A 21,891-nucleotide genomic window follows, 5' to 3' on the forward strand; every position below is an offset into this window, starting at 1 on the left:
GAAACGTTTCCTCGAAGGGTTCGTCGCTCTTTGTCCGGAAGCGTGCACGGCAGGCGGGTCGCGACGGGTAGGGCGCCGTCAACAGTGTGATCGTCAGGTGGTATTCGTGTGCGGTGCATTCGATGATCACCCGGTTCTCACGACGCGCCCTGCCCGCCGTCGCCGCGGCCACCCTGCTGGCCGCCTGCACCAGCTCGGGCGGCACCACCGCCGCGCCCACCGCCGCTCCGCCGCCCGCGGAGACGGCGAGCGCCACCGCGACGCCCACGCCCACCCCGACCGCCACGCCGACGCCGACGCCGACGGTGAAGCCCACCGGCCAGGCGGACCCGGCCCTCCAGGCCTTCTACGGCCAGCAGCTCAACTGGGCGGCCTGCAAGGACGACCCGAAGATCGAGAAGACCGACGAGTCGGCGGTGCAGTGCACCACCCTCAAGGTCCCGCTGGACTACACCAACCCGAGCGGTGACACCCTCGATGTCGCCGTGGTGCGCAAGCCCGCCACCATGCCCGACCAGCGGGTGGGCGCCGTCGTCGTCAACCCCGGGGGCCCCGGCGGTACCGGCGTCGGCTTCGTCCAGCGCAACCCCGAGTACTTCCAGAAGGGCGTCCGGGAACGCTTCGACACCGTCGGCTTCGACCCGCGCGGCGTCGGCGGCACCTCCCCGGTGAACTGCCTCGACGACAAGACCCGTGACGACTGGGTCAACACCGACAACCCCGGCCCGGACCACGGCAAGGTCCTCGCCGACGCCTGCCAGGCCAAGTACGGCAAGCTGCTGCCCTTCATCGGCACCCGCAACTCCGTGCGCGACATGGACGTCTTGCGCGCCGCCCTCGGCGAGCAGAAGCTCACCTACTTCGGCCTCTCCTACGGCACGTACATCGGGAGCGTCTACGCCGAGGAGTTCCCGGACCGCGTCGGCCGGCTCGTCCTGGACGGCGCCGTCGACCCGTCCTTGCCGCTCGCCCAGCACAACATCGAGCAGTACGCCGGGTTCGAGCGCTCGCTCAACGCCTTCGCCGCGTACTGCGCCAAGAAGGCCCAGTGCCCGCTCGGCAAGGATCCCGGCAAGGCCGCGGGCAAGCTCGCCGACTTCCTCGACGGGCTTGAGCAGAAGCCGCTCACCACGTCCACCGGCCGCGTCCTCACCACCACCGCGGCGTGGACCGGCGTGGTCGAGGGCCTCTACGGCGACGAGAGCGCCTGGGACCAGCTGCGGACCGTACTGACCCAGGCCATGGTCAACGGCAAGGGCGACCACCTGCTCGCCTACGCCGACTCCTACAACCGGCGCGACAAGGACGGCCACTACAGCGCCTCCGCCGACGCCTACACCGCCATCCACTGCGCCGACGGGGCGACCAACGTCCCGACCGGCGAAGCGCTCCAGGCCGCGTACGCCGACCTGGCCGCCAAGGCCCCGCTGCTCAGCCGGCACGAGCCGAGCGCCGCCATCTTCGACCCGGACTGCCGGAGCTGGCCGTTCCGCTCGACCGAGCAGTCGCACGTCATCACCTCCAAGGCCCAGGCGCCGATCGTCGTGGTCGGCTCCACCGGCGACGCGGCCACGCCGTACGCCAACGCCGAGAAGCTCACCGCCCAGCTCGGCAACGCCGTGCTGCTCACCCGCGAGGGCGAGGGGCACACCGGGTACGGCTGGAGCGCCTGCATCCGGACCGCGGTGGACGCCTTCCTGCTGGAGGGCACCGCGCCGGCCGCCGGGACGCGCTGCGCGAGCGACGCGCCGTAGCGCAACGGCGGGGCGCGGCACGGTCGTTCACCGTGCCGCGCCCCGCCGGGCGGGTCAGGACGTGGCGGGCTCGCCGAGGTCGTAGAACGTCGAGCCGCCGACGGTGCGGGCGGTGTAGTGGGACGCCACCCACTCCTCGATCTGGGCGGTCTGGGACTGGGACGCTCCGCCGTCCTGGCCGGGGTCGCCGGGGCCGCCGGGTGCGTCGGCCGTGCCGCGCGAGTTGCCGCCGATGAACCAGTGCACCTTGCCCTCGCGCACGTACTGCTGGAAGGCGCTCAGGCTGAGCGACGGGTCCGTGCCGTTGAAGCCGCCGAGGGCCATCACCGGGACGCCGGACGCGAGTTGGTAGCTCGCGGCGTTCTGCGAACCGCTCGTCGCGGCGGCCCAGCGGTAGCCGTCGGCGCCCTGCTTCAGCAGGTCGGCCGCCTCGGCGCCGACCTGGGCGCCGTTCAGCAGCCCGCCCATGCCGCCGGGGCCGCCCATGCCGCCGGCGGGCCCGCCGGCGAAGGCGTACGGGCCCTGCCCGCCGTCGCCGCCCGGGGTGCGGCCGTTCCGGCCGCCGTCCTGCTGCGGGAGGCCCGGGGCACCGCCCTGGCCGCCGTCCTGCTGCGGCGGCGTGACCGTCCGGCCGTTCTGCCACAGCACCGGCCCGTCGCCCGTGCCGCCGGGGCCGCGTCGCCCGCCGCCCGGTCCGAAGCCGCCCTCCACCGCCGGCCCGGCCAGCACGATCGAGCCCCGGTGCGGGGTGTTGACCGTCTCCACCGCGTACGCCGCCGGTCCGCCCAGCGCCGCCGCCGTGCCCACCAGGCCCGCCACCGCCGCCAGCCGCCCGGCGAGCCGCGAGGGTCCGCCGCCCCGGCGCGCGAGCCGCGCTCCGAGCGGTCCGGCCACCAGCAGCGCCACCGCCGCGAGCAGCCCGCCCGCCGGCACGGCCGGCCGCAGCCACGGCAGGAAGTCCGCGCTGCGCCCGAGCAGCACGTACGCCCACACCGCCGTCACCGCGAGCGTGCCGGCCAGCACCGCCGCGTACGGCAGCCGGTGCCGCGCCCGCCACAGCCCGTCGGCGCCCATGCCGACCAGCGCCGCGACCGCCGGGGCCAGCGCCACCGTGTAGTACTGGTGGAAGATCCCGGACATGAAGCTGAAGGTCAGCGCGGTGCAGAGCAGCCAACCGCCCCAGACCAGGAACGCCGCGCGCGCGGTGTCCGTCCGGGCGTGACGCCGGGTGGCCCACAGGCCGAACAGCAGCAGGATCAGCGCGGCGGGCAGCAGCCAGGCGATCTGCCCGCCGATGTCGCCGTCGAACAGCCGGGTGATGCCGGTCTCGCCCCAGCCGCCACCGCCGCGCATCCCGCCGGGCGGCGCCCCTGCGGCCCCGGCCGCGCCAGCCGCGCCGACTGCGCCGGCCGCTCCGTCCGCTCCGGCCGGTGCGCCACCCAGGGCTGCCTCGACCCCGGCGGCCGGCATGCGGATCCGCCCGCCGCCGACGCTGCCGGTCTCATTGCCGTTGAGCCGGCCGAGGCCGTTGTAGCCGAAGGTGAGCGAGAGGAAGCTGTTGTCCTGCGAGCCGCCGACGTACGGCCGCGCCGAGGCCGGGACCAGCTCGACCACGGCGACCCACCAGCCGCCCGCGACCACCGCAGCCAGCCCGCCGGCCAGCAGTTGGCGGACCCGGCGCCACAGCCCGGTCGGCGCCGCCACCAGGTAGACCAGTGCGAACGCGGGCAGCACCAGGAAGGCCTGGAGGGTCTTGGTGAGGAAGGCCAGTCCGAACATCACCCCGGTGAACACCAGCCAGCGGGTGCCCGCCGCCTCGATCGCCCGCAGCAGCCCGTACGCGGCCAGCGTGAGCAGCAGCACAAGCAGCGCGTCCGGGTTGTTGAAGCGGAACATCAGCGCCGCCACCGGCGTCAGCGCGAACGCCGCGCCCGCCAGCAGCCCGGCGAGCGGTGTGAAGCGCCGGCGCACCGTCGCGTACAGCACCGCCACCGTGGCCACCGCCATCAGCGCCTGCGGGGCCAGCACCGACCAGGAGGAGAGCCCGAAGACGCGCGCCGCGAGCGCCATCGGCCAGAGCGCGAGCGGCGGCTTGTCGACGGTGATGAAGTTCCCGGCGTCAGAGGAGCCGTAGAAGAAGGCCTTCCAGCTCTGGCTGCCCGCCTGGGCGGCGGCCGAGTAGAAGGAGTTGGCCCAGCCGGAGGCGGACAGGCCCCAGAGGTAGAGGACGGCGGTGGCCGCCAGCAGCGCGAGCAGCGCGGGCCGCACCCAGCGCGGGTCGTCGGCGCGCCCGCGCCAGGTCCGGCCCGGCAGGGTGCGCAGCCGCTCGGCCCAGGACGCCGGGCCCTTGGGACCGGCGGGCGGCGGCGGGTACTCCGGGAACAGCGGCGGCGCGGCCGGCCGCCCGGGAGCCGTCCCCTCCGGCACGGGGGCGGGCGGCAGGACCGGGGGCGGGTAGTCCCCGGCCTCCGGCCAGGGCTCGCCGGCCGGTGGGGTGAGGCTGGTCGTGGTCATGGGCGCTACGCTCGGGCGCCCGCCTGAGAGAACCGTGAGACCCGGGTATGAGCCGCCTGTGGATCCGGCCGGTCCGGCCCGGCCGCGCCCGGCGCTTCCGCCTCGTTCGCGCTACGCGGCCTGCGGCATCGTCAGGTGCCTGCCCAGCCACTCCAGGGCGGGCGGGATCTCCCGGGTCCAGGTGTGGAAGTTGTGGCCGCCGGTGTCGAGGGTGATGGTGGAGAGCTTGGTCGGCGCCTTGAAGGCGTTGACCATGGCCTGGGTGCCCGCGTAGTTGTTCTCGTCGTAGCTGGTGGCGAGCAGCAGCGCGACCGGCTCGGCGGGCTTGTTCTTCAGCCGCCAGAGCAGGTCGTTCTCCTGCTTCAGCTGGGCGCTGCCCCCGAACAGGTCGCCGGTGGTCTCGTCGATCGGCGCGGTGTAGTAGCCGGAGAGCGAGACCGCCGACCGGTAGGCGTCCGGCTTGCGCAGCGCGAACTTGAGGGCGCAGTAGCCGCCGGTCGAGTTGCCGATCACCGCGCGGTTGGCCGGGTCGGTGCCGATCCGGTAGTTGGCGGCCATGGCCGTCGGCAGGTCGCTGGTGAAGAAGGTCTCCACCTGGGGTCCGCCGGGGATGTCCATGCACTCGGTGTCGCGGTTGCCGGACAGGGTCGGGCGCATCAGCACCAGGACGGTCGGCGGCAGCTTGTTCTGCTCGATGGCGGAGAGCGCGGACGCCGGGTACTGCATCAGGGTGATCAGCTTCTCCGCCGAGCCCGGGTAGCCGGCCAGCACGAGCGCCATCGGGAAGCTGCGCTGGGCGTACTCCGGCTGGAAGTACTGCGGCGGCAGGTAGACGAAGGCGTCGCTGCTCAGGCCGCTGGCCCTGCCGCTGACCGAGACCTCCTGGATCAGTCCGGAGCGGTCGCGGGCCGAACCCTGCGCCGAGTACATGTTCTTCTCGCCGGTGACGGACAGCGAGGCCGCCGCGTTCGGCTGGTGGTCGACGACCGTGCCCGGCTTGCCGTTGGTGCCGAGCAGGTCGCTCCAGGAGCTGTAGAAGCCGAAGTAGCCGTTGGCGATCAGCCCCATCGCGACCAGCACCGCGATCTGGGTGGCGAGGAACGCGCCGATCCGTCCGGTCCAGGCCTTCCACCCGCCGCCGCCGAGTCTCGGCCAGAACCACATCGTGGCGGCGAAGACGCAGAGCGCGACGACGGAGGCGATGATCTGGAGGGGAAGACCCGTGAGGCTGAGCACGTCCCGATCGTAGTTGACGTCGGAGTCCGCCCCGTGCGCCCTGTCGTACGCCCCCGCTACGCTTCGGTGCGCCGCAAGTGAGCCCTGTTGACCGCGTCTTGTCGGGTCGGGATCATGTCCGCGGGGACAGCGGATCGCACGGAGTGTGCATGCATCAGTACCGAGAGAACACCCGGGGGAGCGGCATGAAGTCCTTCACCAAGGCCGGCGTAGCGGTGGGCACCGCGCTGCTGCTGGCGGCCTGTTCGAGCGGCGGGTCGGGAGAGTCGGGCGGCTCCGACGGCGGGTCGGGAGGGTCGGCCGCGTCCAGCCCGTCCGACGGCTTCAGCGCCCTGCCCGCCCCGACCCGGACCCCGACCCCGACGCCGACACCCACCCCGACGCCCACGCCGTACGGGCCCGTGCTCGCCGGCTACGTCGACCCGGTCGGCACCGCGCTCGGCAAGATCAACCCGGCCGCCAACATGGGCAACTTCATCATCGGCCTCCAGGAGGCGGCCAGTGCCGCCAACTCCGCGAGCAGCGGGCTCGGCCTCAGCGACACGCCGGCCACCGTCGGCACGACCAAGCGTCAGCTGGTGACGGCACTGTCCCAGCTCGCCACCGACCTGACCAAGATCCGCAGCGACATCACGTCCAAGGCCTTCTGCACCACCGGCTCCGCCTACGCCCAGGTCGGCCTCTCCGAGGGCCTGAAGGCGATCCCGGCGGCCCTCGCCGAGATGGCCGCCGCCGGATACCCCACCAACTTCACCGTCCCCCAGACACCGCCGCAGCAGACCCGCTCCAAGGAGAACGACACCTTCGTCACCAAGGGCCGGCTGCGCGGCAAGGGCGAGCTGAACGTCGACAACACGGGCGGCACCACCGACTCCGTCGTCTCGCTCTCCCAGGGCGGCAGGACGATCCACTCGCTGTACGTCGGGAAGGGGAAGGAGGCGTCGATCTCGGGCGTCGAGGACGGCACCTACGACATCTACTTCTCCGACGGCGTCGACTGGGACCCGTCGCTGAAGATGTTCACCCAGAACTGCAGCTACACGAAGTTCGACGACACCATGGCCTTCGAGACCGACCGGACGACGTACTCGATCTGGTCGATCACGCTGACCGCGAAGGTCGGCGGCAACGCCGAGACGAGTGACGTGGACGAGGAGAACTTCCCGCAGCCGTAGACCGGTTCCGTGGGTCCGGGTTGGGGTTCGGGTTCGGGGGGCGCTGTCGTGCCCCCCGAACCCGAATCCATTGGACGGCCCCTGCCCGGCCCGCCAGGCTGACCCGGTGACCAGCACGCCCTTCGTCCCCGGCCTCGAACTCGCCCGCCTCCTCCACGAGGAGGCCGTCCGCCCGCTCCTCGCCGCCACCCACCCCGGCCTGCGCTACGCCGCCGCCCGGGTCGGCGCCGGCTCCGAGGTGCTCGGCCTCGACACCCCGCGCTCCACCGACCACGACTGGGGCCCGCGCCTCGACCTCTTCCTCCCCGCCGAGGAAGCCGCCCGCCTGCGCCCCGCCCTCACCCACCTGTTCGCCGAACGCCTCCCCGACACCCTGCGCGGATGGCCCACCCGCTACCGCACCGGCGACGACCCCGACGGACCCGTCACCCACCACGTCGCCGTCCACGACCTCGCCGGCTGGCTCACCGACCGCCTCGGCGGCCCGCTCGGCGACCCGCTCGGCGGACTGGGACCGTCGGACTGGCTGGCGTTCCCGCAGCAGCGGCTCGCCGAGGTCACCGGCGGTGCCGTCTTCCACGACGGAACCGGTGAACTCACCGCCGTGCGATCCGCGTTGGCCTGGTACCCCGACCAGGTCTGGCGCTACCTGCTGGCCTGCCAGTGGCAGCGGATCGCCCAGGAGGAGGCGTTCACCGGCCGCTGCGCCGAGGTCGGCGACGAACTCGGCTCCGCCGTCGCCGCCGGCCGCCTGGTCCGCGACCTGATGCGGCTCTGCCTGCTCCTCGAACGCCGCTACGCCCCCTACGGCAAGTGGCTCGGCTCGGCCTTCGCCCGCCTCACGGCGGCACCCCGGCTCACCCCGTCGCTGCGCGGCGCCCTGGCCGCCGACACCTACCCCGAGCGCGAACGACACCTCTGCGCCGCGTACGAGACGGTCGCCGCCCTGCACAACGCCACCGCCCTCACCCCGCCCGTCGACCCGGCCACCCGTCCGTACCACTCCCGCCCCTACCGCGTCCTGCACGCCGACCGCTTCGCCCGCGCCCTCACCGCGACGCTGACGGACCCGTCGCTGCGCACCCGGCCGCTGACGGGCGGGGTGGACCAGTGGGTCGACAGCACGGACGCGCTGACCCGGCCTTCGCTGCTGCGGCCCTAGGGTCCGTCTTCAAACCCCCGCCTGCCGGGCGACGCGCCCCCAGCCTTCGGCCGGGAGGTGCCCCCAGGGCACGCACCTCGCCGCGTTGTCGTCGGTCGCCGATGGCCCCCAGCCTGGCGGCCGGGAGGTGCCCCCACCGCATGGACTTCCTCCTCCGCCTTGCGATGCACGCACCCAGACGCCGCCCGGCCCGCCCTGCGGGCGGACAACGGGGGTCTGAAGACGGACCCTAGAGCTGGCGGGCAGGCGGCGAGTTGGTGGCGACGAGTTGCCCGGTGGCGGTCAGGGCGAGGCGCGAGAAGAGGGTCCCGGAGAACCCGAAGAGCAGCGCGATGGCGAGGGCGAGCGGCCGGTCCGGCGCGTCCCAGGAGTTGTCGAGGAAGACGTGCCCGAGGAGGTTGAGCTCCGGGTCCGCGAGCATCCGTACCAGCGGCATCCCGCCGATCGCCGCGAGCGCCCCGCCGACCGGGGCCAGCACCAGCACGCCCCAGGAGGCGGGCCGTTGGGAGCGCATCACGCCGATCACCGGCGAGAGGAAGCCGCCGAGCGCGCCGAGCATCATGGTCGGCTGGTGCGCGAGCGTGACGCCGATCAGGTAGACGGCGCCGAGCCCGATCGTCGCCGGCCAGAGGGCGGTGCGCTGTTGCTCGTACTCGCGTTCCGCGTCGGTGTCCTCGCGGTCGTGGAGGCGCTCGGCGGCTGCGGCGAGCGTGGCGGCGGGTGCTTGGTCGGGAGCCTCCGGTTCGGCTCGCATCGGCCGGAGTTGAACGGCCGCCTCGTCGGCGGGCAGCAGCCGCATCAAGTTGCTGTAGCCGTCGACCACCGGCCGCACGCCCGGGACGGCGTGCAGGGAGGGGACCAGCCCCGTGGGGACGACGCCGTCGCCGGGGTGGTCGTCACCGAGGTCCGCCGGCAGGCGCAGGGCCTTGACGGAGTCCAGGAAGGTGGCGATGCCCCGGCCCAGCGCGCCGGGGGAGGGCCCCACACCTCCTTGCCGTCCATCGCCCAGCCGGCTGCCGGTGATGCCGGGGATGACGACCACCAGGTCCTCGATCGGCTCCTGCCACATTGCGCCCGTCCTGCATGCCCCCACGGCTCGCTCGGTGCTCGGCTGCCCTGCCTGTCAGAGCGGCGGGTCCAGCGTCCGGCGGATCGGTCAAGTCGCTTCCCGTGGAGGGACTTCGAGTGGCTCGCCTGCCTGCCGTGGGCTGCTGGTTGACGCCCGTTCGGACTGTCGCGGGCCGCTTGCCCGGCAAATGTCGGTGGCCCGTGCCAGACTCCCGTCATGGCACCCGAACCGCTCGCAACCCTCACCTTCGCCGCCTGGCGTCGCCTCGACCTCGCCACGGCCGGCCGTCTCGCCGCCCAGGTCGCGGGCAGCGTGGGCGGCCGGCTCGACCGCGTCGAGACGGTCGAGCACCTGGGCGCGCCGCTGCACCGTGTCCTGGTCGGACGCGGCGAGCGGATGTTCGCGCTGATACCGGGCGGGCGGGTCACCGTGGGGTTCGACGTGGCTGGTTGGCGGCCGTCCGCCGAACTCCTCGCCAGCTACATGGAGCAGAGCGTCAACGAGGGCTTCGGCGACGGGGACCTGCACGGTCACCTCGCCCGGGTCCTCAGCCCGCGCCGGACCGTCACCGTGCCGACGCTGCTGATGGCCGTCGAGGACGAGCCGCTGGAGGAGGAGCCCGCCGACATGCCGGCCGTCCTCGCCGAGGAAGGCCTGCGCCTGCCCACCCCCGACGAGTGGGAGCACGCCTGCGGCGCCGGAGCGGGCACGCTGTTCCGCTGGGGCGACGAGTGCCCGCTCGACCGGTTGCCGTACGGGGACGGCCTCGGCCCGCAAGGCGAGCCGAACGCCTTCGGCCTGCGCATCGCCCACGACACCTACCGCTCGGAGATCACCAGCGAGCCGGGGGTCATCTACGGCGGTGACGGCGGCGAGTCGCTCTGCGGCGGCTACGGCACCGTCCTCGCCTGGCTGCCGCTCGCCACGGCCAACCGGCACCCGGACCTGGCCGCGATGGTGTTCAAGGAGGACAGCGGCTACTGCACCGACGACCTCTCGGCCCGCCCGGTCCTCGCGCTCCGCTGAAGGCTCAGTCGTCCTCGTCCTCGTCCCACTCCGGGATGCTCCACCGCAGCACCGTCCCGCCGTCCGCACCACGGTCAAGGGTCACGGGGTACACCCGGCCCCAGTCCCGCTCCCCGTGGTGCCGGACGGCGTGGTCGCCCTGGCACCAGCTGAAGCCGAGCACGGGGCAGCCGCCGACCTCGATCTCACCTACGCCGAGCGGTCGGGTGCGGCCGGCACGATGGAGGAGGTGGAAGTCGGTGTGCGGGTCGGCGGACGAGACCACGCCGCCGCGGTACGCCGCGACTTCGACGGCGAGGGCGTCCGCCGCCTCGACGGGCAGATCCAGCCAGCCGTAGGGCCCTTGCCCGTCACCCTCGTACTGCGGGATCCGCACACCGCCGAACCGCTCGTGCGCCTCCTCCATGTCGCGCCCCCAATAGCTGACATCGGCGAGCCCGTCGGCAGGCTCGCCCTCCAGCCCGATCCAGGCATCCAGCCCGACCGCGTCCCCGAGTGCCATCCCACCCCGGTCCACCGGCAGGTCCCCGAGCAACACCGGCGCCTCCCGCCCCGCCGGCCACGGCACCCCGAGCTCCACCTCCAGCACGGCGATCGCGGGCTCCTCGTCGAACGGCGACGGCGCCGTCCGCGCCCGCACCGCCAGCGCCCGCGCCCCGTCGACGGCCACGGCCACCGCCTCCGCCGCATCCTCCACGAGGTGCCCGCCCCTGGCCCCCTCCGCCGCCGCCGCCTCCCGCGCCCGCTCGGACAGCGGCCGCCCGACCTCCGGCCAGTAGTCCAACCACGTCACCATGCCGAACACGAGCAGCCCGGAGGGCGCGGTGACTGTCCCGAGGTGCGTGAAGCTGTCGTTCATGCACCCGATCCTGCCGTGCCGCTACGACAATCCGGCCCGCCTGAGCCGCTGGCCCTCCGTCGGCCTGTCCAGCAGGCCTTTCGAGGTGTTCACGGCGGTGACCAGACGATCGACGCTCTCCCGCCAGCGTCGGCCGCCTCGCCAGATTCACGCCAGACGGATTGGTCGGCCGTCAACCGTCTGGACTGGGGACCATCCCCGCGCGTGCGGGGAGCAGGAGGACGTGCCCCCCGTGGCGGAGGCGCGGGCGGGACCATCCCCGCGCGTGCGGGGAGCAGCTATCCCGAGGTACGACGGGACGTGCGAACCCGGGACCATCCCCGCGCGTGCGGGGAGCAGCACGCGCACGCCGCCAGCCTCGTGCGCTGGGAGGGACCATCCCCGCGCGTGCGGGGAGCAGGGGATCACCCACGTCGATCCGGCGAAGGTCTTGGGACCATCCCCGCGCGTGCGGGGAGCAGGGGATCACCCACGTCGATCCGGCGAAGGTCTTGGGACCATCCCCGCGCGTGCGGGGAGCAGGCCATCCGCCGCCGCTACACCGCCCTGGCGGAGGGACCATCCCCGCGCGTGCGGGGAGCAGAGTTGCTGACCAGCGGGTCTATGTCGGGCAGCGGCTGTTTCGTGCAACTTGTTGAGACTCGGGCATTTCGGGCCTCTGGGGCGTGTATCGGCATCCGGGCACGGAAACGATATCCGAGTACCGCTCGAAGCCGACCGAGTTGACGACCGGCCAGCTTGTCCGCCCCCAGCCGGTCCCGCCCGGGCGAAGTCCTCCAGACGACTTCGGCCCGCACGGTTGACCTCTTGAAGTGGGCATGGCACTTTCGTGCGGCGCGGGCGTCCGCAACTGGTCGTACGCCCCGCATCCCCCACAAGGAGAGCCATGTTCAAGAGACTTGCCGCCGCGTCCGCCGCGAGCGCTGTCATTGCCGGGGTCCTGACCTCCGTGGCAGTCGCGCCCGCGCAGGCGGTGCAGGCCGGTGACCTGACGTCCACCATCGCGCTGAGCAACTGCTCCGCCTCGCTGGTCCGTTACCCCTCCTCGGTCGACACGGACCGGGCCCTCATGCTCACCAACGGCCACTGCCTGCCGACCATGCCGTCCGCCGGCCAGGTCATTCAGAACCAGGCCGCCAGCCGCAGCGGCACCCTGCTCAACGCCTCCGGCGGCTCCCTCGGTACCGTGACGGCCGACAGGATCCTCTACGCCACGATGACCGGCACGGACGTCGCGCTGTACCAACTCACCGACACCTTCGGGTCGATCACCTCCAAGTTCGGCGCGACGGCCCTGACCATCAGCGACACGCACCCGGTCGACGGCTCGGCGATGTTCATACCGTCCTCGTACTGGAAGCAGACCTGGAACTGCTCCATCAACGGCTTCGTCGGCACGCTTCGCGAGGACGCGTGGACCTGGCGCGACTCCATCCGCTACAGCGCCGGCTGCAACACCACGCACGGCACCTCGGGCTCGCCGATCGTCGACGCCGCGACGAAGAAGGTCGTCGGCATCAACAACACCGGCAACGACGACGGCCAGATGTGCACGCTCAACAACCCCTGCGAGGTGGCCGCCGACGGCACCACCACCGCGCACCAGGGGCAGAGCTACGGCCAGGAGACCTACTGGTTCACCACCTGCCTGGGCAACGGGCGCGTCATCGACCTCAACGTCAGCGGCTGCCTGCTGACGAAGCCCGCGGGCAGCGGCACCGTCTCGGTCGCGAACCCGGGCAACCAGTCGACGGCGGTGGGCGGTTCGGCGAACCTCCAGATCCAGGCGAGCGGCGGCTCGACGCCGTACACCTACTCGGCCACCGGCCTCCCAGCCGGGCTGACGATCAACGCCTCCACCGGCGTCATCAGCGGCACCGCCACCACGGCGGGCACGTACAACGTGACCGTCACGGCCAAGGACGCGGCCGCCAAGTCGGGCAGCACCAGCTTCACCTGGACGGTCACGGGCGGCGGTGGCGGCACCTGCACTCCGGCGCAGCTGCTCGGCAACGCGGGCTTCGAGACGGGCACGGCCTCGCCGTGGACGTCCTCCAGCGGCGTGGTCGACAACTCCTCCTCGCAGGCGGCGCACGGCGGTTCGTGGAAGGCGTGGCTGAACGGCTACGGCTCGACCCACACCGACACGCTGTCCCAGACGGTGAGCATCCCGGCGGGCTGCCGCGCGACGCTGGGCTTCTACCTGCACATCGACACCGGTGAGTCCGGCTCGACGGTGTACGACAAGCTGACCGTCCAGGTCAACGGCACCACGCTGAAGACCTACTCCAACGCCGACGCGGCCGCCGGCTACCAGCTGCGGACCTTCGACCTGTCGGCCTACGCGGGCCAGACGGTGACCCTCAAGTTCACCGGCACCGAGGACGCCTCGCTGCAGACCAGCTTCGTCATCGACGACACCTCGATCGCGACCAGCTGAAGCCTTAGCTGACCCTCCCCGTCGGCCGCCCGGCCCACACCGGGCGGCCGACGTGCGTCGGCATCATCGGCTGGCCGAACCTGGATAGGCTTCTCCCACACCTACTCTGAAGTGCCAAGAAAGCCCGATATGCCGGTTTCTCAACAAGTTGCAGAATCCCGCCTCACCCCCGCATAAACCTGCAGCTCACGAACTCTGCTCCCCGCGCACGCGGGGATGGTCCCCCTGCGGGGCTTGGTGCCCAGAGCCAGACTCGCTGCTCCCCGCGCACGCGGGGATGGTCCCTGGTGCGGCTCACTCACGGGGTGCCGGTCGCGTCTGCTCCCCGCGCACGCGGGGATGGTCCCGAGGCCGACGGCATCGACGGGATCCTCGCGCTCTGCTCCCCGCGCACGCGGGGATGGTCCCGAGCGGAACCTGAGGGGCGGATCCCTCATCGCCTGCTCCCCGCGCACGCGGGGATGGTCCCGTCGCCAGCGTGGTCAGCTCTTCGATGCTGGTCTGCTCCCCGCGCACGCGGGGATGGTCCCCGGGCAGCACCGAGCCCAGCGGCCCCTGCTTGCTGCTCCCCGCGCACGCGGGGATGGTCCCGGCACGCTGGCGACCACCACGGTCACCGACCTCTGCTCCCCGCGCACGCGGGGATGGTCCCGACAAGGCGCTCTCCGTCTCGGCGATGTACGACTGCTCCCCGCGCACGCGGGGATGATCCCCAGCGTGGCGAGTACGAAGGTGAGACCGCCGGCCTGCTCCCCGCGCACGCGGGGATGGCGTACTGGTCAATGGTCTGCGTCAGCCCAAGTGGCATGGTTGGCGGGCGATCATGCTGGGTGAACAGGTGGCGTCGCAGTGCCCGCCGTGGAAGTCTCTGGCTGTGCCCGATCGGCCCGAACAAGCCAGCCGCCCGGTCAGGCTGCTCGGATTCCGGCGGTCGGCGGAGAATCCGGGTTGCCGGATTCCGCTGATCTCGTTGACCCTGACTAGGGTGAGGCGGAGCGGGAGTGGGTCGCGGACTATCTGGAGCACGGGCAGGTCGCCCGGTGCTGGATGGGGGTGTCCAGGTGTCGGCTGTGCTCACGCGCCAACGGGTCCCGGGACTTCACTGACGGCCGCTACCTCTGGCCGGAGGGCCTCGCCCACTACGTCCTCGACCACAACGTCCGGTTGCCGGACGAGTTCCTGGAGCACATCGACCAGCGTCTCCACATGCTGGACGAGCTTGAGACGGACGAAGCCTGGTGGCTACGGGTCACTGAACGGGAGCAACGCCCGTAGCCGCGAGACGCCACACCGAGGGCACGGCCGGCTCGCAGAGGAGGATGCGCCCGTCCACCGTCCCGAGGAGTAGTCGGCCGGGTGCGGGCGCGGTGAGGGAAAGCGCCACCGTCGGGGCGCCGTCGACCATGAGGCGTGTGCGCCAGCGCAGCGTACCGTCGGCGGCGTCGAGGGCGATGACCTCGCCCGAGAGGAGCGCGGCGAAGACGGTCTCGCCGTCGCTGTCGAGGGCCGTGACGGGGTGGTCCGCGGGGAACGTCCACTGGAGCACGCCGTCCGGGAAGCGTTGGCGGGCGACGAAAGCGGGTGCGGGCGTCGGCCCGCCCGCGCCGTGGACCTCACCAGCGTGGACCAGGGCGTTGCCCGTCCCGTCACTCCCCGCGACGCGGACGGCCGGGCCGTCCGCGTCGAGCGGGAACAGCCGGCGGACCTCCGGCTCGTCGCCGTCGCGCTTCGCGGGGTCGACGGTGGCGACCCACCCGCTCTGGAGGAGAAGCAGTTCGGGGCTGCGTCGGACCGCGAAGTGCACGTTTGCGAGCTCGTGGCAGCCGACGGGCTGCGGGCCGTCGAGGGTGCTGCCGTCGGCCAGGGAGATCCGTTCGATGGTGCTCGGCACCTCCGCCCAACCGACGCGGGGCAGATTGACCCAGGCGGACGTCTGGTCGTCAGGCGAGACGTGGATCTCGCGCCCACCGTCGAGGTCCGGAACCGACCACGCCACCTCGCCCGACGGCAGCCGGCTCTCCAGCTTCGTCCCTTCGAGTGTGGCCAGCACCCGGCCGTCGTCCAACGCCTCCACCGCCCGCACCTGCCGTCGCGGCGACCACGTCACGCCGTGCGCGTCGGCGAGCGCGGTGAGCGTCTCGCGGGCGGCCTGCTTGGCGCCCTCGGGGCGGCGCGCGGCCTTGACGCGGGGGCCTCTGAGTTCCTTGTACGAGATGCTGCGGGGGGCGATCCGGCGCCAGTCGTCGCGCTCGATGATGGGGGCGAAACCGTGGGTCTGGGGTCGGGCGTCCGCGCGGTCATCTGGCGGGGCCACGACCAGCTCCAGCGCGCGGCCGTCCTCCCGCCAATGCACCCGGCGGACCTCGCGGTGGTCCTCCAGTACGAGGACGGCGGTGCCGCTCTCCAAGTCGACGATCAGGAGTTCGCCTTCGTACAGGTAGCCGCCGTCGTACGCGCCGGTGCCGATGGCGAGCAGGGGGAGGTGGGGGTGGAGGGCGAGGTCGAGCACCGGCCAGTGGGTGTGGACGAGGCGGCGGCAGCGGAGGTCGTCCAGTCCGTATACGCCGACGCGGTAGCCGCGCCAGTGGTCGAAGGACCGGCCGGTCCAGTCCAGGTTGCCGACACTGCCCCCGATGGCGACCAGCCCTCGCGCGTCATCACGGACGACGGCGTTGGGCTTCCCGACCTCGGGGAACGGCCCACCGCCGAGAATCCGGCGAATGGGCAGGGGGTCGTCGGGCATGGCGGTGGTCCTCCGGGTGAATCGTCGGCTCATCCTTGCACGTGGTGGGGCGGGAGCTTTGCGTGAGACGTCGGCCGGTCCGACTTCCTGCTCCGCTGCCGTGGCGGCGTGCTGCGGCGGGACTCGGCCGCAGAGCGCGGTCAACTGACACTCGATGGCGGCCGCTACCGGCCGGATGGGCAGTTGGATACGGTGAGCCTGAGCGAGCCGACTGGCAAGGTGCAGGAGTGCCCGAAATGCCCGAATCAATGAAAATTGCAGATTCTCGCCCCTGCGCCACCTAAACCCGCAGGTCACGGAGTCTGCTCCCCGCGCACGCGGGGATGGTCCCCATGCCGCTGATGATGGGCCGCCCCGTCCCGGCTGCTCCCCGCGCACGCGGGGATGGTCCCTCCCCACAACTGGTTGCGAGTTGTCGAGGTGACTGCTCCCCGCGCACGCGGGGATGGTCCCGCGCTGTCGTGCCACATCGTGTAGCCGCCGGCCTGCTCCCCGCGCACGCGGGGATGGTCCCAGCCGGCCGACGCCCAGCAGGAGCCCCAGCGCCTGCTCCCCGCGCACGCGGGGATGGTCCCGGGCAACGAATTCAGGACGTGATTTACGACGACTGCTCCCCGCGCACGCGGGGATGGTCCCGGAGAGGTTCAGCCGCTCGCCGCTCGTGAGCTCTGCTCCCCGCGCACGCGGGGATGGTCCCCAGCGCCTGCACTATGCAACGTTCGGCGATCGCTGCTCCCCGCGCACGCGGGGATGGTCCCGACGTTCTGGCCGTCGCGGGCGAGGACGGTCTCTGCTCCCCGTGTACGCGGGGATGGTCCCGGTGGCTTGCGCTGTGGGATCGGTGGAGTGTGTGTGGGGTGGTGGAGACGTGTGGCTGCCCGGGGTGGTGAGGGGTTTCGGGGATCGGGTGATGTGGAGTCAAAGATGATGAGTGGAAAGGCGATTAGGCACATGCTAACTTTTCTTGGCATGTGCTGGGTGTTGCGATGAAGACGTCGCCGCCGACAGGCGATGAGCTCGTGCTGATGCTGGCGACGCTTGCCAACCCGCATCGCCTGCGGGTTGTGGCCGTGCTGGTCACTGGGGGGCGGGCTTATGTGAGCCAGTTGGCCCGGGAGTTGGGGATCAGTCGGGCGTTGCTCCAAGTCCACCTGAAGAAGCTGGAGGCGGCCGGGCTCGTGTCGGCGCAGATGGAGATCTCACCGGAGGGGAAGGCGATGAAGTTCTACGAGGTGACACCGTTCGCGGTGCATCTGACGCCGGAGTCGATCGCGGCCGCGATACCGACTCTGACCGTCGCTGGGGAGAAGGGGGTCGACGGGTGAGCGGGAACGACTGGACGGAGGTTGTCGGGGCGCTGGGCCTGTTCCTCCTGGTCACCGTGGTGCTCGCGGTGCTGGTATGGCAGTTCGGTGCCACCTGTCGGGCCAAGGCGGTGCTGGCGCGTGAGGGCGAGTACCGCAGGCTGGCCGAGGCGGCCGTCGGGGTGCAGCAGGAGACCGAGCGTCAACTCGCCGACGTACGCCAGCGGTTGGCTTCCCTGGAGAGGATCCTCAAGGAGGTCGAGTAGAAGTACCGCGATTCAACATGAGCTGGGCCGCCGAGCGGCAACTCGGCGGCCCCGGTTCGGAAGGCATCTCCCTCGCCGAAAGGCGAGTTTTCCCTGGACAAGCACCTCCACCTCAAGGAGAGCAGTTCATGCTGCGCAAACGCAAACCGCCTGCAGTCGCCGCCGTGGAAGCCGTCGTCGGCTGGTCGGTCCGCCACCGGACCCTGGCGGTCACCGGCTGGCTGGCCCTCGTGGTCGCCGCCGTCCTCTCCAGTGCGCTGATCGGTGGGCGTGACGCCCGTTCCACCGACCCCGGGGACGCCGGGAAGGCCCAGCGGATCGTCCGCGCCGAGGATGCCGGCGACTCCGTCCGGGAGAACGTGTTGATCCAGGAACGCGGGGGCGGCGGCAGTCCAGCGTTCTTGGTGAGCGCAGAACTCAAGGAAGCAACACAGGACTTGGTGACGGCACTGGAGCGCACCGGCGAAGCCGTGCGCGACATCGGCTCGCCCCTGGGCGGCGGCCCCGACGGCGGGCGGTGGATCTCAGGGGACGGCCGCTCCGGCCTCGTGACCTTCGAGCTCGCCGGACCAGTCGAGCACCGGAAGCAGAACTACCGCGCGGTCCTCGACGCCGTACAGAAGACCCAGGACGCCCATCCGCAGCTGCGGATCGTCCAGGCCGGCGACCGCAGCCTCAACGCCGTCGTGGACGAGGCGATCAAGGACGACTTCAAGCGCTCCGAGCTCACCTCGCTGCCGCTCACCCTGGTGATCCTGCTCGTCGTCTTCGGTTCGCTGATCGCCGCGGGCATCCCGCTGTTGCTGTCGGCGACGGCCGTCGTCGCCACCTTCGGCCTGCTCCAGTCCATCGGCAAGGTGGTGCCGGTCAACAGTGCCGCGTCCTCCATCGTGCTGCTCATCGGCATGGCCGTGGGCATCGACTACTCGCTCTTCTACCTGCGCCGCGAGCGCGAGGAACGGCTCGCCGGTCACGACACCCGGCAGGCGCTCGCGATCGCGGCCCGCACCTCCGGCCACGCCGTGGTGGTGTCGGGGCTCACCGTGATGGTCTGCGTGTGCGGTCTCCTGTTCACCGGGCCGGACGTCTTCAAGGGGCTGACCGCCGGCACCGTGGTGGTCGTGGGCCTGACGGTGGTCGGCTCCGTGACGGTGCTGCCCGCGCTGCTGGCCGCCCTGGGCCACCGGGTCGACAGCGCCCGCATCCCCTGGCCGGGCCGGCGCCGGACGGAGGCGCGCGAGTCGCGCACCTGGTCGGCCGTGGCCCGTGGCGTCGTCCGGCGCCCCGCGCTGACCGGCGGCATCGCCGCACTCGTCCTGCTCGTGATGGCGCTGCCCGCGCTCGGCATGCACCTCCAGGACCCGGCCACCACCGACAGCCTGCCGCGCAGCGTCGCCCCCGTGGACGCCGCGGTACGGATGAACGAGGCGTTCCCCGGCTCGTCGAGCCCCGCCCGGGTCGCGATCGCGAGCCGCGACGGCGGCAACGTCGACACCCCCGCCGTGCGTGCGGCGGTCACCGCACTGCACCGGGAGGCCGCCGTCCCCGGCAGCGGCATCGCGGAGCCGATCACCGCGTTGCCGGTCGGCGACGCGCTGGTGGTGCGGGTGCCGCTGGTCGGCAAGGGCACCGATGACGCCTCGAACCGGTCGCTGGAGAGGCTCAGGGACACGGTGCTCCCCGCCGCCCTCGGCGAAGTGGCGGGCGTGGACTACGCGGTGGGCGGCAAGACGGCGCAGCCGTACGACTTCGCCGAGCGGCTGAACGGCCGGACGGCCGCCGTTTTCGCCTTCGTTCTCGCCCTGGCCTTCGTGCTCCTGGCGGTCGCCTTCCGGTCCTGGGCGATTCCGGTGGTGTCGATCCTGCTCAACCTGCTCTCGATCGGCGCGGCCTACGGTGTGCTGACCTGGGTGTTCCAGGACGGGCACCTGGAGTCGGCGCTCGGCTTCACCTCGTACGGGGGTGTGGTGGCGTGGCTGCCGCTGTTCATGTTCGTGGTCCTGTTCGGTCTGAGCATGGACTACCACATCTTCATCCTCAGCCGGATCAGGGAGCGTTGGGCGAAGGGCGCCCGGGCGAAGGAGGCGATCGTGGGCGGGATCGGCAGTAGCGCCGGTGTGGTGACGAGTGCCGCCGCCGTCATGACCGCTGTGTTCACGGTGTTCGTGAGCCTGACCGCGATCGAGTACAAGATGATGGGCGTCGGCATGGCGGTGGCCATCGTCATCGACGCGACCGTGGTCCGGGGCGTGCTGCTACCCGCCGCGATGGCTCTGCTGGGGTACTGGGGCTGGTCGACCCCCGGGCTCGGGCGGAGCCGTCGCCCGGCATCGACGGCTGCGGCGAGCACCCCTGTGCCGGCGGCGTGACCGCGCCGCCGAGGTGATCCGCCCCGGGAGCCAGGCATCCGCCCGGCTCCCGGGGCGGCGCTGTGTCAGGTGCGGCGGCGGGCGAGAAAGAGGTCGTGGCAGCGGGTGACGGGGAGGCGGCCGCCGTGGGCGGTGACAACGTCGGCGGTGTCGGCGAGGGCCTGGGCGCGTCGGTGGGCTGGGAGGGCGGCGTAGAGGGAGACGGAGGAGAGGTGGTCGAGGTAGTGGGCGGTGTCGTAGTGGGTGTCCTCGCGGAAGCGCAGTGAGCGGAGGTCGGTGAAGCGGGGGTCGTGCGCGCAGTCGACGGCCGGCCAGTGGCCGAGCATGCCGGGCCAGTGTCCGGGGGTGTCGCCGTAGGCGGAGGCGAGGGCGGCGTGCGGGGTGTTGGTGAGTCCGTGGCGGCGGTCGACCTCGGCGAGGGCTGCGTGGAGGTCGGGGTCGCGGACGCCCATCGGGTTCCAGAAGAGGGCGACGGCGCCGCCCGGGGTGAGGGCGTCGTGGACGAGGTTCCAGCGGCGGTCCGGGTCGAACCAGTGCCAGGCGGTGGCGCAGAGGAAGAGGCCGTAGCGGGTGTCGCCGGGGCGGAAGTCCTCGAAGGGGCTGACGGTGATGGTGACATGGGGGTGGGGGGTGGTGTTGCGGCGGAGGACCTCGGCCATGCGGGCGTCCGGTTCGACGCAGGTGAGGGGAGCGGTGAGGGCGGCGGCGAACGGGACGGTGGCCTTGCCGGTGCCGGCGCCTGCTTCGAGGACGGGGCGGTCGCCTTCGAGGGCGGCGTAGTGGAGGACGGTGGAGACGAGGGCGTCGGGGTAGCCGGCACGGGCCGCGTCGTAGATCTCGGCCACCCCGCCGAACACCCGGCTGCGGCTCATGTCGAGGGGTTGGGTGGAGGAGGGCAAGGGGACTCCTTCAGGACCGGGCTGCGGCCCGGCGCGCCATCGAATGGCGTGCCGGGCCGCAGGAGTTGGGGTTAAGGGATCAGATCAGACCGAGGTCGAACTCCCCGGTGGCGACCGCGGTGATGAAGGCTTGGTGCGCGGCGGCGGTGAACGACAGGGCCGGACCAGAAGGGTTCTTGGAGTCAGCCACGGCGACTCCACGAGGCAGGTTCAGGGCGTACTCAACACAGTTCTCGTTGCCGCCGCTGTAACTGAACTTCCGGAATTGGAAACCGGTGGCAGAAGCGTCGGGGTAGTAGCTCACTTGATCCGTTCTCTCTGTGCAGTGATGAAGTCGAGCGATGCGTCAACGGGCAAGGCCTCGGCCGTGACCTCCTGGAACTTCGCTCGATACAACTCCACATCGGCCGGGTCCTCGACCCACAGGCCGTTGAGCAACCCCTCGACGAAGACGATGTCGAGGTCCCTCCGCTGCGGAAAGCCCATGAGGGCGAAGGCGCCGCTCACCCCAGGATGCACGGCTGCTCCCGCAGGCATGACCTGTATGTTGACGTTCGTCAGGCGGCTCAGTGTGAGCAGCTTGTCCAGTTGCGGGCCCATGATGTCGGGGCGATTCGCGTTGGTCTGGAGTGCCGATTCGTGGATCACCGCCCGAACCTCGACGGGGTTCGGGCGGGTCAGGATCGACTGGCGTGCCATCCGGACCTGGACCAGAGCGTCGACCGTGGCGTCGCCAAGGGCATCGCCCGCCCACCCGGAAGCACGGGCGGGCGGCGGCGCCGGTGGTCGTGGTCGTCCTTGTCGACGGGGTGCCCCGGGTGTGCGTGGCGGACGGGTGTCCGGAGCTTCCCCCGCAGAGAACGTCCCTTGAACCGCTGGGGCTCTCCGGGCGGGGGCTGCACCTCGTCCGCTCGCTGACGGACCGCTTCGGGGCGGAGCCGCGGAAGTCCGGCAAATCGGTCTGGTTCGAGCTGGACTCCGCCGCGTGAGCTTCCGCCTGTTCGTCGGGGTCGGGCGGGCCCGTCCGGACGGCGTCGTACGCTGCGTGCCACAAGACCACCGGGTGATCGCGTTA

General features: G+C 72.1%; 17 protein-coding genes and 3 CRISPR repeat arrays. Of the genes, 9 read left to right on the forward strand and 8 right to left on the reverse strand.

From position 1 onward, the window contains the following. Positions 1–122: 122 nt before the first annotated feature. A complete protein-coding gene (locus ACFZBX_RS21335) occupies positions 123–1,754 on the forward strand; it encodes an alpha/beta hydrolase (protein WP_391535326.1) in 1,632 nt (543 codons plus the stop codon). A 54-nt stretch (positions 1,755–1,808) separates the two neighbouring features. On the opposite strand, the gene ACFZBX_RS21340 is transcribed toward ACFZBX_RS21335, so the two are convergent. Together ACFZBX_RS21340 and ACFZBX_RS21345 are read right to left on the reverse strand one after the other, a co-directional pair. Further along, on the reverse strand, positions 1,809–4,268 hold the full coding sequence (locus tag ACFZBX_RS21340) for a glycosyltransferase family 39 protein (protein ID WP_391535327.1): 2,460 nt from the start codon (positions 4,266–4,268) through the stop codon (positions 1,809–1,811). A 111-nt stretch (positions 4,269–4,379) separates the two neighbouring features. Continuing rightward, entirely contained in the window at positions 4,380–5,504 is a 1,125-nt protein-coding gene (locus tag ACFZBX_RS21345; protein WP_391535328.1) for an alpha/beta hydrolase, read from the reverse strand. 149 nt (positions 5,505–5,653) lie between these two features. On the opposite strand from ACFZBX_RS21345, the gene ACFZBX_RS21350 reads away from it, so the two are divergent. Continuing rightward, positions 5,654–6,679 carry a hypothetical protein gene (locus ACFZBX_RS21350; RefSeq protein WP_391535329.1) on the forward strand — a complete coding sequence of 342 codons (1,026 nt, stop codon included), beginning with the start codon at positions 5,654–5,656 and terminating at the stop codon, positions 6,677–6,679. Between the two features lie 106 nt (positions 6,680–6,785). After that, positions 6,786–7,841: a DUF4037 domain-containing protein gene (locus ACFZBX_RS21355; RefSeq protein WP_391535330.1), complete on the forward strand. Its 1,056-nt coding sequence runs from the start codon at positions 6,786–6,788 to the stop codon at positions 7,839–7,841. A gap of 229 nt (positions 7,842–8,070) precedes the next feature. Here ACFZBX_RS21355 and ACFZBX_RS21360 read toward each other — a convergent pair whose 3' ends face one another. Next, the gene (locus ACFZBX_RS21360; RefSeq protein ID WP_391535331.1) at positions 8,071–8,910 is read right to left on the reverse strand and encodes a hypothetical protein; all 840 of its coding nucleotides are present in this window, start codon (positions 8,908–8,910) and stop codon (positions 8,071–8,073) included. A gap of 216 nt (positions 8,911–9,126) precedes the next feature. Here ACFZBX_RS21360 and ACFZBX_RS21365 point away from each other — a divergent pair, with 216 nt between their 5' ends. Next, the gene (locus ACFZBX_RS21365; protein ID WP_391535332.1) at positions 9,127–9,936 is read left to right on the forward strand and encodes a hypothetical protein; all 810 of its coding nucleotides are present in this window, start codon (positions 9,127–9,129) and stop codon (positions 9,934–9,936) included. Between the two features lie 4 nt (positions 9,937–9,940). Here the strand turns inward: ACFZBX_RS21365 and ACFZBX_RS21370 are convergent, their stop codons facing one another. Beyond that, positions 9,941–10,795, reverse strand: a complete 855-nt coding sequence (locus ACFZBX_RS21370) for a hypothetical protein (RefSeq protein ID WP_391535333.1) — start codon at positions 10,793–10,795, stop codon at positions 9,941–9,943. 188 nt (positions 10,796–10,983) lie between these two features. Next, positions 10,984–11,378: direct repeats of the CRISPR family, unit length 29 nt; unit sequence GGGACCATCCCCGCGCGTGCGGGGAGCAG. Positions 11,379–11,681: 303 nt separating this feature from the next. Here ACFZBX_RS21370 and ACFZBX_RS21375 point away from each other — a divergent pair. After that, entirely contained in the window at positions 11,682–13,235 is a 1,554-nt protein-coding gene (locus ACFZBX_RS21375; RefSeq protein WP_391535334.1) for a putative Ig domain-containing protein, read from the forward strand. Between the two features lie 195 nt (positions 13,236–13,430). Further along, a CRISPR array of direct repeats spans positions 13,431–14,010; the repeat unit is 29 nt; unit sequence CTGCTCCCCGCGCACGCGGGGATGGTCCC. 272 nt (positions 14,011–14,282) lie between these two features. Beyond that, positions 14,283–14,510 (forward strand): hypothetical protein, encoded by a 228-nt coding sequence (locus ACFZBX_RS21380; RefSeq protein ID WP_391535335.1) that lies wholly within the window; start codon positions 14,283–14,285, stop codon positions 14,508–14,510. On the opposite strand, the gene ACFZBX_RS21385 is transcribed toward ACFZBX_RS21380, so the two are convergent. Then, the gene (locus ACFZBX_RS21385; RefSeq protein WP_391535336.1) at positions 14,485–15,978 is read right to left on the reverse strand and encodes a PQQ-binding-like beta-propeller repeat protein; all 1,494 of its coding nucleotides are present in this window, start codon (positions 15,976–15,978) and stop codon (positions 14,485–14,487) included. The two genes, ACFZBX_RS21380 and ACFZBX_RS21385, sit on opposite strands and share 26 nt — an antisense overlap. Positions 15,979–16,280: 302 nt before the next feature. After that, positions 16,281–16,797: a CRISPR direct-repeat array (repeat unit 29 nt; unit sequence CTGCTCCCCGCGCACGCGGGGATGGTCCC). A 167-nt stretch (positions 16,798–16,964) separates the two neighbouring features. On the opposite strand from ACFZBX_RS21385, the gene ACFZBX_RS21390 reads away from it, so the two are divergent. From ACFZBX_RS21390 to ACFZBX_RS21400, 3 genes are all read left to right on the forward strand, one after another. Then, positions 16,965–17,303: an ArsR/SmtB family transcription factor gene (locus tag ACFZBX_RS21390; RefSeq protein WP_391535337.1), complete on the forward strand. Its 339-nt coding sequence runs from the start codon at positions 16,965–16,967 to the stop codon at positions 17,301–17,303. After that, the gene (locus ACFZBX_RS21395; RefSeq protein WP_391535338.1) at positions 17,300–17,548 is read left to right on the forward strand and encodes a hypothetical protein; all 249 of its coding nucleotides are present in this window, start codon (positions 17,300–17,302) and stop codon (positions 17,546–17,548) included. Before ACFZBX_RS21390 ends, ACFZBX_RS21395 begins: the two co-directional genes overlap by 4 nt. 128 nt (positions 17,549–17,676) lie before the next feature. Further along, positions 17,677–19,917: an MMPL family transporter gene (locus ACFZBX_RS21400; RefSeq protein WP_391535339.1), complete on the forward strand. Its 2,241-nt coding sequence runs from the start codon at positions 17,677–17,679 to the stop codon at positions 19,915–19,917. Positions 19,918–19,982: 65 nt separating this feature from the next. On the opposite strand, the gene ACFZBX_RS21405 is transcribed toward ACFZBX_RS21400, so the two are convergent. The 3 genes from ACFZBX_RS21405 to ACFZBX_RS21415 all read right to left on the reverse strand — a co-directional run bounded on the left by ACFZBX_RS21405 (position 19,983) and on the right by ACFZBX_RS21415 (position 21,884). Next, entirely contained in the window at positions 19,983–20,816 is an 834-nt protein-coding gene (locus ACFZBX_RS21405) for a class I SAM-dependent methyltransferase (RefSeq protein ID WP_391535340.1), read from the reverse strand. A gap of 79 nt (positions 20,817–20,895) precedes the next feature. Further along, positions 20,896–21,120 (reverse strand): DUF397 domain-containing protein, encoded by a 225-nt coding sequence (locus ACFZBX_RS21410; protein ID WP_391535341.1) that lies wholly within the window; start codon positions 21,118–21,120, stop codon positions 20,896–20,898. Beyond that, entirely contained in the window at positions 21,117–21,884 is a 768-nt protein-coding gene (locus ACFZBX_RS21415) for a DUF5753 domain-containing protein (protein WP_391535383.1), read from the reverse strand. The genes ACFZBX_RS21410 and ACFZBX_RS21415 overlap by 4 nt, the downstream gene beginning before the upstream one ends. Positions 21,885–21,891: the final 7 nt, after the last annotated feature.

Origin of the sequence: Kitasatospora sp. NPDC008115 (assembly GCF_042957205.1) — a bacterium.
Lineage (GTDB): Bacteria > Actinomycetota > Actinomycetes > Streptomycetales > Streptomycetaceae > Kitasatospora.